Raw genomic sequence first — 18330 nt, 5'->3', positions numbered from 1 at the left:
ATTATGATACACCTATGCTATACTTTAAGAAATTAAGGAATTCCTAACTGCAATATGTCTGGCTCCTGTGCAATATAATTAAATTTATATTAAACCTGATTTTTAAGAAGTTAATAAAAGATTCTATACAAAATTACATAACAACTATTTTTATATCTCATGTTTTTATATTATTATAACTATCTATATTTGATACACTTATTACACTAATTTTTTTTAATTTGCTATATTCTTTTACAAAATATTTTTTTAATAATCTTTTATTTTCTATAAACATAGTTTTTATTTTTTTGTCTTGTTTTTTTATATAATGTTCTATTTTTAAAGCAATATTGATATTCTCAACAATCCAAGCTGATAATATCTTTAATGGTTTATGGGTTTTAGTATATTTTGCACCTTTGCCTCTGCTATGTTTTATAAACCTCTCTTTTAAATTATTCGTTACTCCAGTATAATAACTCCCGTCTTCACAGAGAAGTATATAAACATAATAAAACTCATTTTCCATTTTTTATGTCTCTTATAATATCATCAACATCAATATATATATTATTATTGTATTTTTTAAATATAGCACATACATTATCATAATCTTCTACTCTGTCTACTGTGGTTCTTAACTCAGGCATTCTAAAACTCTCTTCAACTTTTGGATTTTCTATTTTAAATTTATCAGGGTTTCTATAATGATACTGAGTAATATGTTCATGTTCAAAAATGTCATCAGAATTATCATTAGCATATTTTAAAGCCTCATAATTAATAACTTCAACACCGCTGCCATATGGGAGTAAATCATAATGACTTAAATCTGCTTTTGTTTTTATATGATGCTCTATTATAGAATCTAATGCTTTTACACTCACCAAAGGATTATCTCCAGTGGCACGCACTATAATGTCCCCATTAAACTTTTCTGCCGCTTTCACATATCTATCTAAAACATCTTCCTCACTTCCTACAAAATAATTGCACTTAAGATTTTCAAATATTTTACTAAACTCATTATATGATTTTTCTTCTGTAGCAACTATAACATCATTAGCCATTTTAGAGCTTCTTAATCTTTTTATAATAAGCTCAAGCATAGTGCCGCAACCAGCCATAGGTTTTAATGCCTTTCTTGGAAGCCTTGTAGAGCCAACCCTTGAAGCAAGTATAATAATTATTTTTTCCATTTTTTATTCCTTTTTATAAATAATCATACATCTATAAAAGAGTATCTATTAGAATTATTAACATTACTTATAATAGCTAATAAATTATTATTACTATCAACTAAAGCTAAATATTTATTTTTCATATTTATATTTTCTATCAGTTTTGTATTTCCAGAGAGTATTTGCTTTATATCTTTTTCATCTTCTATTACAAGTTTATCAAAGTCTTTAAACATATCAAAAAAAGAAATAATGTTATTGGCATTTATGTTTTCTAAATTAACAGCATTATCAATATTATAATCGCCGATAGAAGTTCTTAATAAATCTTTTGTGTAAGCAAAATTATTAGTAAGCTCTCCAATATCTCTCACTATTGCCCTAATATAAGTACCCTTACTTACAGAAGTTTTAATTGTAAAATAAGGATAATTATATTCTAATAACTCTATACTATTTATAAAAACATTCACATTCTTTAATTGAAACTCTTTATTTTCTCTGGCTAAATCATAAGCCCTCTTGCCGTCAATTTTTTTAGCACTATATATTGGAGGCTTTTGCAATATACTGCCTAAGAAATTATTTTTTATTAACGTTTCTAATTCATTAAAGGTAAGTATATTTTCATTTTTTGATTTTTCTAAAACTTTACCTTCTACATCATCAGTATCCCTGCTCTCTCCAAAAATACCTCTTGCAATATACTCCTTATATAAATCATCAAACAAAAAAAATAATTTGGTATATCTTCCTAAAGCAATTATTAATACTCCAGATGCAAAAGGGTCAAGCGTACCAACATGCCCTATTCTTTTTTCTTTTAATATAGGTTTTAATTTTCTTATAACATCAAAAGAAGTAATGCCTTTTGGTTTATTTACTATTAAAAATCCTTTCATAAATACTTACTCTCAACAACAAACAAATTTAAGCAACTATTATTTGAAGAGAATTAAAATATATATTAATAATATTAGCCGATATATTTGGAATATCACTATATCTTTTATTTGATATATTATTTCCTATAGCAAGCACCAAATCTGAAATAGTATTCATATTATGTCTTAAAGCTTCTATTTGTTTAGCTGATAATCCTAATAACTGAATATTACTTCTATCGAATTCTTTTAATGCATTTTTTACAGCAGAATCTAAAAGCTGATAAACAACTATAAGCCTATTTTCTTCTGTTTCTGTAAGCACTGTTGTATTAAGTCCGTATATCTTTGAAAGTTCATTCATTCTATTGGCTGTTTTATATACGGCATTAATATTATCTACAAACCAATTAATATTATTTCTCTTTCTCATATCTGATAATACATATTTAATATCATGAAGTATTGAATACCCCGCACTCTCATCTTCTCCGCTTGCTATATAATAATGCGAACGTATTAAAATATCCTGCAAACTATCAAAATCTGTTTTCCATTGAGGGTCTTCAGTATTAGCATTATAATATTTCTTTTTGAATGCATTCCAGTCTATTATAAAACGCTCTATGCTTTCTTTTCTATTTTGATTATTAATATTTGCAGTATAAAGCAATGTTCTTATATAAGACTTATCAAGCAATGCCATATCTTCAAGCAATGTATTTTCTTTTTTACCGCAAGAGATTAACAATAACAAAATAATTAAATATACTCTACTTCTCAATTAACTATTCCCAATATTTTTTTATTTATTGATTAATATATTAAAATAATGTAATATAAATTATGGAAAAAAACAAGATATATTTTTTTATAATATTATTAGCAATTGTTTCATGCAAAAAAAATGATATAGAAAAAGGAATATTATATTCTACTGGATATAGTGATTTAAGTTATGAAGCAAGCAAAACAAAAGCAATAGAAAATATGTATTATTATATAGCCGAAAAAACTGCACCAAGCATCAATAGAAGCGATTATAATGTTGTTGGAGTATTTCTAAAAGATTCTAATATAATAGACTTTAATAATAAGAAAACAGCAAAAATAAAAAATTACAAAAAAAATGATAATTATTATACAGATATAAAAGTGGAAGACATTTCTATATATACAAACTCTCTGCAAGCTTTGAGTAAGATAGTGAGAGAAGGAAAAATAGAGGGCAATATTTTTAGAGCGAATGCCTCTATACAATTAACAGAAAATGCAAAACTAAGTCCTTATACAAGGCAAATGCTTACACAAAATGCATTAAAAAGAGCTTATGAATCTTTATATTATATGTTATTAAAAGAAGGAATAGAAGTTAATAAAGTTGTAGAATTAACTAACAATGCTTATATTTCAGAAGAAAGCTATAGCGAAAATGAATATAATGTTGTGATAGAAACAGAAATAAATTAGCAATGATTGATTTTTTATATATATACAATTATAATTATTAGAAACGGAGAATATAAAAATGAATAATGTTATAAATGGAATTTTTGGAGCTACTTCTTTACTTAATGTTGCCATGATACTGTGCTGGATATCTTTATTATTATGTTCTCTAATAGCCCTCACAGCGATAGTTGATAGATTTATTTATTTCAACAAAGTAAAAGCACAAGATGATGCCCTAGCCCCAAAGCTTCATACTCTTATAAAAGATAATGATATAAAAACCGCAATAGCCTTATGTGAAACAAGTAATTCTCCATTATCAAACATAGTATTAGAAGGTTTAAAAAACACAGAAATAATAAAAGAATCAATGATAATGCAATCTAATAAAGAGCTTCCAAAATTGGAGAGATTTATTTCAACACTCTCTACAATATCAACAGTAGCTCCATTATTAGGACTTCTCGGTACAATATTAGGTATGATAGAATCTTTCGGAGTGATGGCATCTGTTGGAAGCGGCAACCCAATAGCTCTTGCAAGCGGTATAGCAAATGCACTTCTTACAACCGCAGCAGGTCTTGTTATAGCAATACCTACAGTTGTTTTTTATAACTATTTTGTAAATGCTCTAAACTCAAGAATAAGCTTTATGGAAAATGTTTCTAATGAGATTTCAGACTATTTAAGCAAAAAAGATAATAAATAATTTTCATTTTATTTAAATTATAGTATAGGAGTTTTTTATGCAAAAAAACATGTTTAAAAAAATAGCTATAATAATAGCCATAATAATTGTAGCAGTTATTATAGCTATTACAAACAGCCCAAAAAATTATCAATATCAGCTTTTTAGCGTGGTAACAGATGCTGGAGAAGTTATAAACAAAATAGTAATAACTTATCCTAAAAATATCTTTCCAATAGAAATAAGCACAAATACTTATACAGTAAATGCTAAATCTTACATACAAGCAGGCGAAAAAAAAGATGAGTTATCATATGATATTAATAGAAATATAGTAAAAACTGAAACAACAAACAACAAAGTAATTTTATATTTATTAGAATCAGAAGGCTCTACATTAACTTGGTTAGATGATAAATCAAGAAATTATCCGGGAAAATTAGAATATACAATAACTCAAAATACACCTATAAAAACTTCTAAAAACAAAGTAATAGAAAATGGTACTTATATTTGGGACAATAAAGTTATTAATGATGAATTAGCTAAATTTGAATCTGTAATTCAAGAAGATTCTATAAATTATCAATTTTATAATGCTGGTGAATCTGATAAACTTATAGTTTGGTTTCATGGAAATGGCGAGGGTGATTTTGATAATTTAAAAGATAACTCTGCACAAATAAGAGCTAATAAAGGCGGAGTTGCTTGGGTATCAGATACAGCACAAGAAATATTCGGCAAAGCACATGTTTTAGCTTTTCAAGTTCCAGATACATGGTATTATGCTGAAAGAGATAATTTATTAGAAATTGTTTATAATGAAATAAATGATATAGTAAATAAATATAATATAGATAAAAATAAAATAATGGCTGCAGGCTGTTCTGCCGGCGGTTATATGACAACAAGAATGATAATAAAATATCCTGATTTATTTGCATCTTCTATTGTTATTTGTCCTGCATTTGACGTAGCAACTGACAGAGGCGGAAGAACTCCTACTACTGAAGAATTAAGCGGCTTAAGAAAATCTAAAACTGCTATATGGCTTGTTCAGGGAGAAACAGATGGAACAGTGGAAACTAAGGAATGTGCTCAGCATATGTTTAATATATTAACACAAGGAGAGAATATCGTAACAACGAGATTTGAACAAGAATTAAATTCAGACTTTACTACATATGAAACACTTGATAATAAATATAAATTATCTATATATGATACAGTTGATAAAAAAATGATAACTGATTCATTAGGTAAAGAAAGATATTCTGGAAAATTAGAATTTGCTGAAGACTATGATCAAGATGGCGTTGATACTTTAGTACAATATATAGACCACTTCTCTTGGATTTATCCTCTAAATAATAATACAAAATCATCAAATGGAACTCAAATTATGAATTGGGCTTCTTCTTATATTAATAAATAAGAAATATAAAAAAGAGGTGCTAAATAAAATTAGTACCTCTTTTTTATTATTAATCAAATTATTTTAATAAAACTATTTTCTTTTACTGTCATTAAGTCCCATCAAATCGCGTACTTCATAAAGAGTTTTTTCAGCTACTTCTGAAGCATTTTTTGCCCCCTCTTTAAGAACATCATAAACATAATCTAAATCATTAGAATATTTATTTATATTCTCTCTTATAGGAGCTAATTCTTTATTGATATTTGCTGCGAGCATTCTCTTACATTGTACGCATCCAATAGAAGCATTTTTACAGCCTTCGCAAACTTCTTTTTGTTCCTCTTCGCTTGAGAAAATTTTATGATAAGAATAAACATTACAAATATCAGGATTACCCTTATCTGTTTTTAATTTTCTATTAGTGTCTGTCATAGCTTTTTGCATTATTAGTTTTTCTGTTTCTTCTGCTGTAAGCGATAAAGCAATATGGTTATTTAATGACTTACTCATTTTGTTTACGCCGTCAAGACCTAATATTCTTAATACCTTACCATGATAAGTGTCAGGCTCTTTAAAATATTCTCCAAATCTATTATTAAACTTTCTTACTATCATTCTTGTAAGTTCAACATGCTGTTCTTGGTCTTCACCAACAGGTACTATATCAGGGTGATAAAGCAAAATATCTGCCGCCATTAATGATGGATATGTGAGTAAAGCAGCATTAATATTTTCAACATTTTTTCTTGATTTATCTTTGTATTGTGTCATTCTTTCTAATTCTGCTACAGGTATAATAGAATTAAATATCCAAGCAAGTTCAGTATGTGCCCTCACATCGGACTGCACAAATATAGAGCATTTTTTTGGGTCAAGCCCAGAAGCTAAATATTCTACAGCAGCATTAATTATTCTTTTTTGCATCTCTTTCACATCATATTCTATAGTAATAGCATGATAATCAACTATACAAAAAAATCCATAATACTCATCAAGTATATCAGCCCAGTTCTTCAAAGCTCCAAGATAATTGCCTATATGAAGCGAACCTGTAGGCTGTATTCCGCTTAACATTATTTTTTTATTATTATTCATAGCTACAACTCCAAATTATTAATCATTACTCTGCTTTTATATTAGCAACCAAAACACCATTTTGATTTTCTAATTCAGCAGCATTTATATAAAACAATCTCTTATCTTCTGTTTCTACTAATAAAGTTTTATTTAAAGGATTTAAATCTTTTATAGAAGCAGGAGTGCTATTAAATATTAATTTAGTTCCTACTTTAGGCAAATCCTTTTTAAGAGCACAATAAGCTTTATATTCATGAGCTAAACAGCACATAAGCCTGCCGCATTGTCCGGATATTTTCATCGTATTTAAAAGCATACTCTGCTCTTTTGCCATTTTTATAGTGATAGTTTCAAACTTACCGTTTTTTACCCTGCAGCATAATTCTCTTCCGCATATTCCGCATCCGCCTATAGCCCTTGCCTCGTCTCTAACTCCAATCTGCCTAAGCTCTATGCGTGTCTTAAAATGAGCAGCTAAATCTTTTACAAGCTCCCTAAAGTCAATTCTCTCCTCTGCTATAAACTCAAATAACAACTTTGCCCTATCCAAAAAATAATAAGAACTAATAAGCTTCAAATCTAAATTATGATTATTAACTTTCTCTTTACAGATTCTAAAAGCTTCCACAGCATCTTCTTTGTTTTTATTATGCTGCTTCAAATCATCTTCTGTTGCTTTTCTTAATATATTAAATATTTTATTTTTTTTAGGTTTTACTATATGAGCCTCATCATCTACCATCTCTTTCATCTCTTCAGATATCTCTTCATCAGCTGTATTATCTTCAGACACATTCTCTTGACTGACTTCTTCAACATTGCTATTAAATACTTCCATATCTATATCTTCAAAATTAACAATATATCCCAACTCAACTCCCTCATCAGTCTCTACAATACAAGCATCTTTTATATTTATATCTTCTATATGTGCATGTTCAAACTTGCCAAAATTGGAATCTCTAAACTTTACATGAGCTACATTTTTTATCATCTATAAACCTCTATTTTTATGTTTTCAACAAAGAAATAAATTATAAAACATTTTATTTTTAAGTGAATATAATTGCAAGTATTATTTATTTAATATTTCATTTTTTAATTGTAAATATCTTGCAGTATAATAAACACCATTTTGAGCCTCTTTGCTTCCATTTCCAAAAGCCCTTTTACTAATTGAAAGTATAGGAGGAGCCTGTATTCTCTTTGAAACAGCCATTCCATTATATTGCTTCCACCACTTCTCTAAATCCTCTATAAACTCAATATCAGTTTTAAAATATTTATTTAAAAGTCCTTTTTTACATCCAATTTTCTCTTCTAAAACGCCATCTATATACCACTCTAAAACATCTTCAGGTATAATTCTATTCCAAGATTCAAACATAGTTTTAAATAAATAATCATGATAATCATATTTTATAGGGTCTCCCTTGCCTTCATCTACAGCCTGTGCAGTTGAAAGCTCAGCACTTGGAACTATATTAATTGTACCCTCTGGAATAACTTCTCTTTTAAAAACTTTATCATTAACATATCTTGCAAGTCCGTATATTTGATACTTCCATAAATCTCCTAAACAAGCAAAAAAACCAGCACCATCACCATACATAGTACAATAACCAACAATAGTTTCTGTTTTGTTTGCATTGCAAGTAAATACGCCTCCAAAACTTGCAGCTATTGAAGCGAGTATTCTTGAAGAGCGGTCTCTTGCCTGTATATTTTCTGTAACAAATGATGATACTTTTAAGAAACTCTCTTTTCCATCTTTAATTATAGGAGAACTTTCAAGTTGTTTTATAGTATAATCAACCGACTCTTGTATAGGCATTACCATATAGGCACAGCCTAAATTATCAGATAAACTCTTAGCAAGGTTTTTAGTTGTATTAGAATTAAACTTACTAGGCATATTTACAAGTAAAACATTATCAGCACCTAAAGCACTAACATACATTGCAGATGATAATGCAGAATCAATTCCTCCAGATACCCCTATAACTACCCTATTCATTCCAATAGATTTCATAAACTTTCTTATTCCGTAAATAACTGTGTCGTATATGAGTTTATATTCATTTTCTTCTTTTACTGTTATATCTTCTTTTTTATTTTTATTATCAAAATCTATGTAATATACTTCCTCTTTATATCTATCTCCTTTTAAAAGCAATTTTCCTTTTTCATCATAAACTCTGCTGCTTCCGTCGAAAGTAAAAACATTCTTGCCATTGTTTTGAATACCCACATTATTAGCATATATTAATGGCTTATTATATTTTTTTGTTATATCAGAAAACATATTATTCTTTTTTTCTTCATCTTCTAAAATATAAAAAGAACTTGATATATTAATAAACATATCAATATCATCTTTCATTATTTCCATAGGATTTACATTATAATTCTTAGCCCACATATCTTCGCATATAGTTAAGCCTAATTTTATTTTTTGTTTATTAATTTCTATCTCTAATGGTTTTAAATATTTTTTTATGCTAACATCATTTTCTAAAGCTAAATCTTTTAAGCTATAAAAATGTCTGCTGTCATCAAACTCTTTATAATTTGGAAGAAGAGTTTTTATAAAGAAATTATATTCTGTTGTATTATTGTCTATTAGTTTACCATCTTTTGCTACAAACAGAGCATTATATTTTCTCACTCTTCCGTCAAAGTTTTTTTTCTTTTTATCTAAAGCAATATTTCCAAAAATAACATATATATCTTTAGAAGCTTTTATAATTTCTTCTCCAAGTCTTTCGCATTCTCTTACGAATGACTCACTCTCCCACGTATCTCCAACCATATACCCAGAAACTGAAAGCTCTGGAAAAACAATAATATCCGCATTATTCCCCCTTGCCTCTTCAATATATTTAATCATTTTACTAGCATTTACAATTGGCATAGAAGGTATTATTTCAAATTGGCATATAGCTATCTTCATAAGTAACACTCCAACTTTTAAAATAAAATTAAATAAAATATTGACTAATATAATATAAGAAAATAAATAATTTGTCAAAACATGTATGGTATGATATAATTACTATTTATTATAATAAGGCAGAGAAAAATGAGAAGAAAAGAGTTTAATTTTAATGATATAAAGAAAATAGAAAATATGCTAAATACTATAGAATATGGAGTTATGGCATTACCAGATAAAATACCTTACGCAGTCCCTATAAGTTTTTGCTATAAAGACAATGAAATATATTTTCACGGAGCTCCAAGCGGAAGAAAATACGAAATATTAAAGACTAATCCAAAAATATCTTTTACAGCTTCAAAAGTATATTCATATATGCCATCAACATTCAAAAATAATACTATGACACCAACACAGTTTTATTTTTCAGTATATATTGAAGGCGAAGTTAATATAATAGATATAAGCGAAGTTGAAAGAAGAAAAAATATATTATATGAATTAGTAAAAAAATATGAAAAAGACAACTCTAATTTATCAATAGAACACAAAATGTTTGAATATGCTCATAAGCCTATGCTTGTAGGAGTAATAAAAATAGAAAATATCACAGCAAAGACAAAATTCGGACAAAATATGACTGATGAAGAAATAAATATATTAATAAAAGACTTAGAAAAAAGAGGCGAGAAAATAGACTTAGAAACAATAGAAATGATGAAAAATGTAAGAAAATAATGAATATCTTATGTAAAGTTCCTAAAAATACTTGAAATATTTTTTGCTTTGTTGTATAATCAATAAAACTATCTATTGGGTATCTTTTTTATATGAGTAATATAGTGGTAATAACAGCTCCATCAGCAGCTGGCAAAACAACCTTAATAAAAAAATATATGTCAAAACACTCAAATGCCATGTTCAGTGTATCACATACCACTAGGAATATCAGAGAAGGTGAAGTTGACGGCAAAGATTACTACTTTATAGATAAAGATACTTTTCAAAAAATGATAGACAATGGTGATTTTATTGAATGGGCTAATGTTCATGACAATTATTACGGCACTTCTTTTAAAGAATTAGAAAAAGCTGATGATGAAAAAATTATATTAATATTAGATATAGATATTCAAGGAGCTTTATTCTTGAAAGAAAAGGGAATACATGCTAATTATATATTTATAGAGCCGCCTTCAATAGATGATTTAAAAGCAAGATTACAGGCAAGAGGAACTGAATCTGAAGAAAGTATGAAAATTAGAATACAAAATGCTAAAAGAGAATTGGAATATAAAAATCAATTTGATATTATTATAAAGAATGATGAAATTGATATAGCTTATAAACAGTTAGAAGAAGCTATAAATTCAAAATTATAATAAATGGAGTATTTATATATGGGAATAATACCTCTCAAAAAACTTATTGAATATAAAGGTAATCGTTACGAACTTAGTAAGGCTATGATAGAACTTGCTAAATCAGGCGAAAAACTATTAAAAGCTGAAACTAAATATAGAAATGGTAAATACATACCTACAGTAATAAAGAATATACTTGATGGTACTATTAAATATGAATACGAAAAAGATACTCAAATGACAGTAGATGAAGAGGCACCTTTTAAACATACTGATGCTACATATAATGATAGTGAATATGTTACTTACGATGGTGCTGAAGAGACAGAAGAAGCTATTATAGAAGAAGATGATGATGACGATGAAATAACAGATAGTTATGATGATGAAGAAGAAAAACCAAAAAGAAAAAAAAGAGCATCTAAGAAATCTGAATAATTATTAAATTGTGAAAAAAATAGTTTTTATATCTGGAGCTACTGCTTCTGGAAAAAGTGATTTTACACATAAACTTATAGATAACTATTTCAATAATGCCGCCATATTATCTATAGACTCCATACAGGTTTATAGATATATGGATATTGGCTCTGCTAAACCTTCCAAAGAAGAAATAAAAAAATACAACTACAAAATGGTAAACCTAATTGAGCCTTCAGTTAATTTTAATGTTAATAATTATCTTGATATATTAAAAGAGACTGTAGACAATATAGAAAATACGCCTATATTTGGTGTTGGAGGTACTGGTTTTTATATTGATTCTATAAAATATGGGCTTTTTGAAGAAGAAAATGAAGATAAAGAAAAAACTATTAGAATAAGAAAAGAGCTTTATGAGAAAATAGAGAAAGATGGATTGGAAAGTTTGTATTTAGATTTACTTAATATAGATAAAGAGGCTGCTTTAACTATAGATAGATTCAATTCAAGAAGAGTGGTGCGTGCTTTAGAGGTTTATTATAATACTGGAAAAAAGTTTTCTGAATTAAAAAAACAAAGAAAAAGAAAATTAGATATTGAGTATATTAGCTATATTATAGATATTGAAAGAGAAGAACTTTATAATAATATAAACAAAAGAGTTGATAATATGTTTGATAAAGGGCTTCTTAATGAGGTAAAATATATTATAAATAATTACAATGTAGATAAAACCAATACTTCAATACAAGCTATAGGCTATAAAGAATGTTATGATTATATAGTTAATAATGCTATGAGTTTAGATGAGCTTAAAGAGTTAATAAAGAAAAACACTCGCAACTTTGCTAAAAGGCAATTAACTTGGTTTAGAAAAGATGAAAAATTAGAAAGCATAAAAAGAATAAAACCAACAGATTTAGAAAATACCGCAAAAGAGATAATGGATTTTTATAAGCAATGAAAAAAATAATTTATAAATTGATAATAATTATATTAGGACTATTTGCTGTAATTAGCGGACTTATAACAGCAGATAAAAAAATAGATATAGAAACATTATATTATTTTACCTATCAGAGCAATATTTTAGTGATAGTTTATTTTATTATAGACATAATCTATTTAATAAAAAAACAAAAAACATTTATGCCAAGATTAAAAGGCACTATAACAATGTCTATCACTGTTACATTTTTAATATATCATTTTCTGCTTAGCGGAGGATATGATAACAGAGCAGATATAATAAGAAGCACAATACTTCATTATATAGTACCTATTATGACTATAGTTGATTATATTTTATTTGACAAAAAAGGAATATATAAAAACATCGACCCTATATTATGGCTTATCATACCTCTTATTTACTTTTTGTTTATATTTATAAGGGCAAAACTTGGAGGCGAATTATCCAACGGCAGTTATTATCCATACTTCTTTATTGATATAAACAAATACGGAATAAAAACTGTATTAAAGAATGCCTTATTTATTACTATAGCCTTTACAATATTAGGATATATTGAACTTTTTATAGACAGAATTATATTAAAACTATCAAAAAAGTAATAATCACATATTTTTTACTAATTCATTTATTTTTAATACATCTCTCCACAAATCTTCAACCTTATCAAGTTCAAATATAGTATTAGAATCAGAAAGGCTCTCTTTAGGATTGGGATGCACCTCCATAAATATTCCGTCAATAGATAAAGCAACAGCTGATTTTAGTAAAGCAGGTATAAACTCTCTAGCCCCGCCAGAAACACCATTAGCAGCAGAAGGCATCTGCAAAGAATGTGTAGCATCATAAACCACAGGTGCATAGTTTTTCATTATTTCCATGTTTTTCATATCAACAACTAAATTACCATATCCAAACATAGTACCCCTTTCACAGAGTAAAAGTCTTTTTTCTTCTATTGCATCAATACATTTATCTGCTATATATTTACAATCATATCCGCTTATAAACTGTCCTTTTTTTACATTAACAGCCTTTTTAGTCTCACAAGCAGCTCTAAGCATATCCGTCTGTCTGCATAAAAACGCAGGTATCTGAAGAAAATCAACATACTTAGCAGCAACTTCAGCCTCTGTAGGCACATGTATATCTGTGATAGTTAAAAGTCCGAGTTCCTTTCCTATGTTTTGTAATATCTCAAGCCCCTCTTTCATTCCTAATCCTCTATAAGAAGATAATGAAGTTCTATTTGCTTTATCATAGCTTGCTTTAAATATTAATTGTATATTGAGTTTCTCTTTTATCTCTTTTAATTTTTTAGCAATATTCATAGTCATCTCTTCGCTTTCTATAACGCAAGGACCTGCTATAAATATTAATTCTTTATTTTTATTTGTAATGCCTTTATAATCAAAAATCATATTTTAAACCCTTTTAATATTTTATAACTAAATAATACATTAATAATAATTAAAGTCAATTATTAAATATATGAGTAGTAATTTTTATTATTTAGAGTTATTATATATTAAAAATTTTATATTTTTAATTACAATATTTGCGGGGCTTTGCCCCACACCCCAGTTCTTTTATTGGTATAAAAGAACCAAAAGAACTGCATTATTAACAAAATAATATATATTAATATCCAATAAAAATATAAGGACTTAATTAACATGGGACAAACTTCTATAAAAGATATAATAAAAATAGCAAAAGAAACTAATTCAAAATATATATTCAACTCTACCGATGAAAATAAAAATTTACAAATATCCACAGACAGCAGAGAAGATTTTAATAATAATAAATTGTTCTTAGCTATAAAAGGCGATAAGTTTAACGGCAATGATTTTGCTTTAGAAACATACAATAAAGGATGCAGATTTTTTATACTTTCAGAAAATATCAATATGCCAGAAGATGCTAATGTAGTTTATACTAATGACAGTGTATTATTTTTTATAAAATTAGCAAGAGAATATAGAAGAAGATTTAATATAAAAGTAGTATCAATTACAGGAAGCTGTGGAAAAACTACTACAAAAGAATTAACAGCATTATTTTTAGGCACAAAATATAAAACATTAAAAACAGAAGGCAATTTTAATAATGAAATAGGAGTGCCAAAAACGATATTTAATTTAGATGACAGTTATGAGATGGCCGTAATAGAGGCTGGAATGAATCATAAAAATGAACTCTTAAGGATATCTGAGGCAATAGAGGCTGATACTGTTATTATTAATAATGTTGAACCTGTACATATTGCTTTTTTGGGTTCTTTAGAAAATATAGCTCTTGCTAAAAGTGAATTATTTAATAATGCAAAAGAAAATGCTATTATAAATAAAAATACAAACAAAGTAGATATATTATTAAGCGAAGCAAAAAACAAAAAAATAAAAAATATAATAGAAGCAGACATAAAAGAAATAAAAAAGATAGATGATAATAGTTTTGTTTATAAGGGCGTAACATTTAATCATAATTTAATTGGAGATTTTAATTTACAAAACATATTAATGGCTCTAAAAGCAGCAGAACTTTATAATGTAGATTTAGAAGAATGTGCAAAAGCTTTAACTAATTATCAAAATCAAAAAAATAGAATGCAGATAATAAAAATAAATAACTGCTCTATTATAAACGATTGCTACAATTCAAACCCTACGGCATTAAAAAATATGCTTATATATTTATCTAAAAGAGAAGAAAAAAGAAAAATAGCCATTATTGGCGATATGCTTGAAACAGAGACTGAAAACTCTTCTTTTCATAAAGATATAGGAACATTTATAAACTCATTAAAAAATATAGATGAAGTTATTACAGTTGGCGATAATTCAGAGAAAATATATAATGAAGTTAGATGTTCTAATATGCATTTTAAAAAAGTAGAAGAGAGCATAAACACTATAATTGATATTATAAAAAACAGTAATGAAGAAACAGCTATTTTAATAAAAGCTTCATTAGGTATGCGTTTTAATATAATAATAGAAGCAATAAATAATATATAATTTTTTTATTTTATTACATTCCAAACATACCAAGTATTGAAACTAATAGATAATCTGTTATAAGTATTAGCATAAAGCTGTAAACCACGCTAATAGTAGTAGCCTTACCAACACCTTCAGCTCCTCCATTAGTTCTAAATCCATAGAAACAAGAAATCAAAATAACTTCCGCACCAAAAATAGTAGATTTTATTAAACTTCCAATAAAGTCTCCAAGTGAAATAACAGCAATAGCTCTATCAAAATAAATAGCAGGGTCATTATGAAGCACAAATACAGTTACTAAAGCCCCGCCAAGTACCCCTATTATATCGGCAGAAACTGTAAGCATAGGAAGCGATATAACAGCAGCCCAAAATCTTGGTACAGCTACATATTCTATAGGATTAGTATATAATGTTTTTAAAGCATCCAACTGCTCACTTACCTGCATAGTACCAATTTCAGCAGTAACAGAACTTCCCACCCTACCCGCAAATATTAAAGCAAGAAGCATAGGTGATAATTCCTTAACCATAGCCTTACCAACCATAGAACCAACAAACTGAGATATACCTTTTAACACGCTGTCCAAAACAACCGCTATTTGAAGCGACATTACCATACCAGTACAAAGCACCGTTACAGCAGCAACAATAAAAGACTCTACTCCCATTCTCACTATTTGGTCAGTTAAAAGCTTAAAAGAAAAACTTGGTCTAAAAGTATATTTAAATATTTGTATAAGTAAAGAAGCAAACTCACCTAATGTATCAAGGAAAATGATAATTTTATTTTTTATACCCTTTCTAACTTCTATCTTAACATCAAATAGTTCCATTAATAAAAGTCCTTATTTTAATTATTATTAACATTAATATTTTCAAATCTTGTCTGGTCAGCAATAAAATTAAGCGGCAACCCTTCAAGTATAGCACCATTTCTATGTTTTGCAAGTATTACTTCCACTTGATTATTTTTCTCATCTATCACTTCTTCATCTTTATCTTCTTTGTTTGCTTTTTGTCTATGAAGGAACATAACAATATCAGCATCTTGCTCTATAGAACCAGATTCACGCAAATCAGAAAGTCTCGGTTTATCCTGTCTTTGCTCAACAGCTCTTGATAACTGTGCTAATGCTATAACAGGTACATTTAGTTCTTTTGCTAATGCTTTAAGCCCTCTTGATATATCTGCAATTTCTTGTTCTCTTGTTCCATTTCTTCTTGTGTTAGCATTAGAATGAATAAGCTGCAAATAATCAACTACTATTAGTTTTAAATCTATTGGCTTTCCGGTGGTTTTAGCAATCTCAGCAAATTTATATTTCATCTGCCTTGCTTTACCTCTTATCTCCATAATAGTTAATTGGCTGGAATCATCTATTAGCAAATTAGCCTGCGATAAACTATTGAAGGTTTGTCCTAATTTAGTCCATTCCGGCTTCTCCAAATCTCCAGACCTCACACGAGACAAACTAATTCTTGCTTTACTTGCAATAAGTCTCTCCACAAGCTGCATACTACTCATTTCTAAAGAGAAAAAACCAATACCATAATTCATAGACTCAATATTAGTAATAACATGTTCTACTATATTGAGAGCAAAGCTAGTTTTACCAACAGAAGGTCTTGCAGCAAGTATAATTAAATCTGAGGGCTGAAAACCATGCGTAACCTTATCAAGCCCAATAAAACCAGAAGGCACACCAGTAACAGTACCTTTATGTTTTTTTCTGTTTTCTATTGTGGTTAATGCTTCATAAAGCAAATCTCTTATATGTATAAAATCATTATCAAGCCTTCTTTGAGTAACTTCAAATATTCTTTTTTCTGCAAAATCGGCTATTTCTTTGGTTTCAGAGTCCTTGGCTTCATAAGCTGAGTTTTGTATGTCTTGAGTGGCAGTTATTAAATCTCTTAATAAAGATTTCTCTGCTATAATTTCGGCATAATATTTGGCATTTTGATGAAAAGGACTTCCGTCTATTATCTTCATCAAATATACTTCATCGTTTTGAATTATTTTATCAAAAAGTCCGTTTTCTTTGAGATATCTTAAAATAGTTTCAGCATTAACTGCAATTCCCCTATTATGCATTTCAAGAATGCATTCATAGAGCAATCTATTTCTTTCACTATAAAAATCTTTTGATACTATTTTAGAAATTGCTGCAGATATGGCCTGAGAATTTTGAAGCATTGCTCCAAGTAGAGACTCTTCAGCCTCTATGGAGCATGGAGTATTATTCATTAATTATTTTCTTCTGTATTAGCAGTATTTTCTATAGCAGCTTCAACATTAGCAGTATTGTCAACATTATCAATATTAACAACTTTAATTTTGATATTAGCATTAACACTATGATATAATTTTATTTCAACATCATATTCGCCAAGTTCTTTAATATGTTTTTCCATATGAACATCGCGTTTGTTAATATCTATCTCTTTTTCTTTTAAAGCATCAACTATTGTCTGCTGACTAACAGAACCATACAATTTACCATTATCAGCAACTTTAGCTGGTATCACTATGCTTATATCTACAATTTTTCCTTTAAGTATTTCTGCTTCCATTTTTCTTTTAGCTCTTTTTTTCTCTAAGCTTTTTTGCATTTGAGCTAAAGTTTTTAAATTAGCAGCATTTTTTACAACAGCTATTCCTCTTGGTATAAGAAAATTTCTTGCATAACCATTTTTTACTTTACATATATCGCCTTCATAGCCAAGTGATATAAAATCTTTCTTTAAGATAATTTCCATTGGTAAAACTCCCTATCATTTACTATATTTATACACATTCTATAACTTTTAGTCTGCTAATTATAACATATTCTAAATATTATATCAATACTTTACATATTATTTAATTGTTTAGGAGCCATACATATTGCACGTTTTTTAGTTTAAAAAAAGCAGGTATTCCTTATAATTTAATTAACTA

20 protein-coding genes are annotated in these 18330 nt (G+C 27.8%); 9 read left to right on the top strand and 11 right to left on the bottom strand.

From position 1 onward, the window contains the following. Nucleotides 1-157 precede the first annotated feature (157 nt). The 4 genes from Q0H31_RS10485 to Q0H31_RS10470 are packed head-to-tail and all read right to left on the bottom strand — an operon-like array spanning nt 158 to nt 2831. A complete protein-coding gene (locus Q0H31_RS10485; RefSeq protein ID WP_295297956.1) occupies nt 158-511 on the bottom strand; it encodes a GIY-YIG nuclease family protein in 354 nt (117 codons plus the stop codon). Then, entirely contained in the window at nt 501-1181 is a 681-nt protein-coding gene (locus Q0H31_RS10480; protein WP_295297955.1) for a spore coat protein, read from the bottom strand. The genes Q0H31_RS10485 and Q0H31_RS10480 overlap by 11 nt, the downstream gene beginning before the upstream one ends. Nucleotides 1182-1204: 23 nt before the next feature. Next, nucleotides 1205-2065, bottom strand: coding sequence for a tRNA pseudouridine(55) synthase TruB (truB, locus tag Q0H31_RS10475; protein ID WP_295297953.1), 861 nt, complete (start codon nt 2063-2065; stop codon nt 1205-1207). Between the two features lie 28 nt (nt 2066-2093). Beyond that, nucleotides 2094-2831, bottom strand: a complete 738-nt coding sequence (locus Q0H31_RS10470; RefSeq protein WP_295297951.1) for a hypothetical protein — start codon at nt 2829-2831, stop codon at nt 2094-2096. A gap of 62 nt (nt 2832-2893) precedes the next feature. On the opposite strand from Q0H31_RS10470, the gene Q0H31_RS10465 reads away from it, so the two are divergent. Genes Q0H31_RS10465 through Q0H31_RS10455 form a run of 3 tightly spaced genes read left to right on the top strand, consistent with a single transcriptional unit; the run spans nt 2894 to nt 5622 of the window. Then, complete coding sequence (locus tag Q0H31_RS10465) at nt 2894-3517, top strand: hypothetical protein (RefSeq protein ID WP_295297949.1); 624 nt, start codon at nt 2894-2896, stop codon at nt 3515-3517. 58 nt (nt 3518-3575) lie between these two features. After that, nucleotides 3576-4208, top strand: coding sequence for a MotA/TolQ/ExbB proton channel family protein (locus Q0H31_RS10460; RefSeq protein WP_295297947.1), 633 nt, complete (start codon nt 3576-3578; stop codon nt 4206-4208). Nucleotides 4209-4245: 37 nt separating this feature from the next. Beyond that, nucleotides 4246-5622, top strand: coding sequence for a prolyl oligopeptidase family serine peptidase (locus Q0H31_RS10455; protein ID WP_288550947.1), 1377 nt, complete (start codon nt 4246-4248; stop codon nt 5620-5622). Nucleotides 5623-5694: 72 nt separating this feature from the next. Here Q0H31_RS10455 and trpS read toward each other — a convergent pair whose 3' ends face one another. The 3 genes from trpS to nadE form a co-directional block, all read right to left on the bottom strand. Then, entirely contained in the window at nt 5695-6699 is a 1005-nt protein-coding gene (trpS, locus tag Q0H31_RS10450; RefSeq protein ID WP_295297944.1) for a tryptophan--tRNA ligase, read from the bottom strand. A gap of 25 nt (nt 6700-6724) precedes the next feature. Continuing rightward, nucleotides 6725-7675, bottom strand: coding sequence for a regulatory iron-sulfur-containing complex subunit RicT (locus Q0H31_RS10445; RefSeq protein WP_295297942.1), 951 nt, complete (start codon nt 7673-7675; stop codon nt 6725-6727). Nucleotides 7676-7756: 81 nt separating this feature from the next. Then, a complete protein-coding gene (gene nadE, locus Q0H31_RS10440; RefSeq protein WP_295297941.1) occupies nt 7757-9634 on the bottom strand; it encodes an NAD(+) synthase in 1878 nt (625 codons plus the stop codon). A 129-nt stretch (nt 9635-9763) separates the two neighbouring features. Here nadE and Q0H31_RS10435 point away from each other — a divergent pair, with 129 nt between their 5' ends. The 5 genes from Q0H31_RS10435 to Q0H31_RS10415 all read left to right on the top strand — a co-directional run bounded on the left by Q0H31_RS10435 (nt 9764) and on the right by Q0H31_RS10415 (nt 12981). Further along, on the top strand, nt 9764-10357 hold the full coding sequence (locus Q0H31_RS10435; protein ID WP_295297940.1) for a pyridoxamine 5'-phosphate oxidase family protein: 594 nt from the start codon (nt 9764-9766) through the stop codon (nt 10355-10357). Between the two features lie 92 nt (nt 10358-10449). After that, the gene (gene gmk, locus Q0H31_RS10430) at nt 10450-11001 is read left to right on the top strand and encodes a guanylate kinase (protein WP_295297938.1); all 552 of its coding nucleotides are present in this window, start codon (nt 10450-10452) and stop codon (nt 10999-11001) included. Between the two features lie 18 nt (nt 11002-11019). Then, nucleotides 11020-11421 carry a hypothetical protein gene (locus Q0H31_RS10425; RefSeq protein WP_295297936.1) on the top strand — a complete coding sequence of 134 codons (402 nt, stop codon included), beginning with the start codon at nt 11020-11022 and terminating at the stop codon, nt 11419-11421. Nucleotides 11422-11431: 10 nt separating this feature from the next. Further along, entirely contained in the window at nt 11432-12370 is a 939-nt protein-coding gene (gene miaA, locus Q0H31_RS10420) for a tRNA (adenosine(37)-N6)-dimethylallyltransferase MiaA (protein ID WP_295297935.1), read from the top strand. Next, nucleotides 12367-12981: a Pr6Pr family membrane protein gene (locus Q0H31_RS10415; RefSeq protein ID WP_295297933.1), complete on the top strand. Its 615-nt coding sequence runs from the start codon at nt 12367-12369 to the stop codon at nt 12979-12981. The genes miaA and Q0H31_RS10415 overlap by 4 nt, the downstream gene beginning before the upstream one ends. 3 nt (nt 12982-12984) lie before the next feature. On the opposite strand, the gene kdsA is transcribed toward Q0H31_RS10415, so the two are convergent. Then, entirely contained in the window at nt 12985-13800 is an 816-nt protein-coding gene (kdsA, locus tag Q0H31_RS10410) for a 3-deoxy-8-phosphooctulonate synthase (protein ID WP_295297931.1), read from the bottom strand. Between the two features lie 255 nt (nt 13801-14055). Here kdsA and murF point away from each other — a divergent pair, with 255 nt between their 5' ends. Next, entirely contained in the window at nt 14056-15402 is a 1347-nt protein-coding gene (gene murF / locus Q0H31_RS10405) for a UDP-N-acetylmuramoyl-tripeptide--D-alanyl-D-alanine ligase (protein ID WP_295297929.1), read from the top strand. Between the two features lie 13 nt (nt 15403-15415). Here murF and Q0H31_RS10400 read toward each other — a convergent pair whose 3' ends face one another. The 3 genes from Q0H31_RS10400 to rplI are packed head-to-tail and all read right to left on the bottom strand — an operon-like array spanning nt 15416 to nt 18149. Next, a complete protein-coding gene (locus Q0H31_RS10400) occupies nt 15416-16222 on the bottom strand; it encodes an ABC transporter permease (RefSeq protein WP_295297927.1) in 807 nt (268 codons plus the stop codon). Between the two features lie 17 nt (nt 16223-16239). Then, nucleotides 16240-17637: a replicative DNA helicase gene (gene dnaB / locus Q0H31_RS10395; protein ID WP_295297926.1), complete on the bottom strand. Its 1398-nt coding sequence runs from the start codon at nt 17635-17637 to the stop codon at nt 16240-16242. Next, on the bottom strand, nt 17637-18149 hold the full coding sequence (rplI, locus tag Q0H31_RS10390; protein ID WP_295297924.1) for a 50S ribosomal protein L9: 513 nt from the start codon (nt 18147-18149) through the stop codon (nt 17637-17639). Before rplI ends, dnaB begins: the two co-directional genes overlap by 1 nt. Nucleotides 18150-18330: the final 181 nt, after the last annotated feature.

Source organism: uncultured Brachyspira sp., assembly GCF_934747485.1.
Taxonomy (GTDB): domain Bacteria; phylum Spirochaetota; class Brachyspiria; order Brachyspirales; family Brachyspiraceae; genus Brachyspira.
The sequence above is the reverse complement of the archived record's forward strand: the minus strand, read 5'-3'. Positions and strand labels throughout refer to the sequence as shown.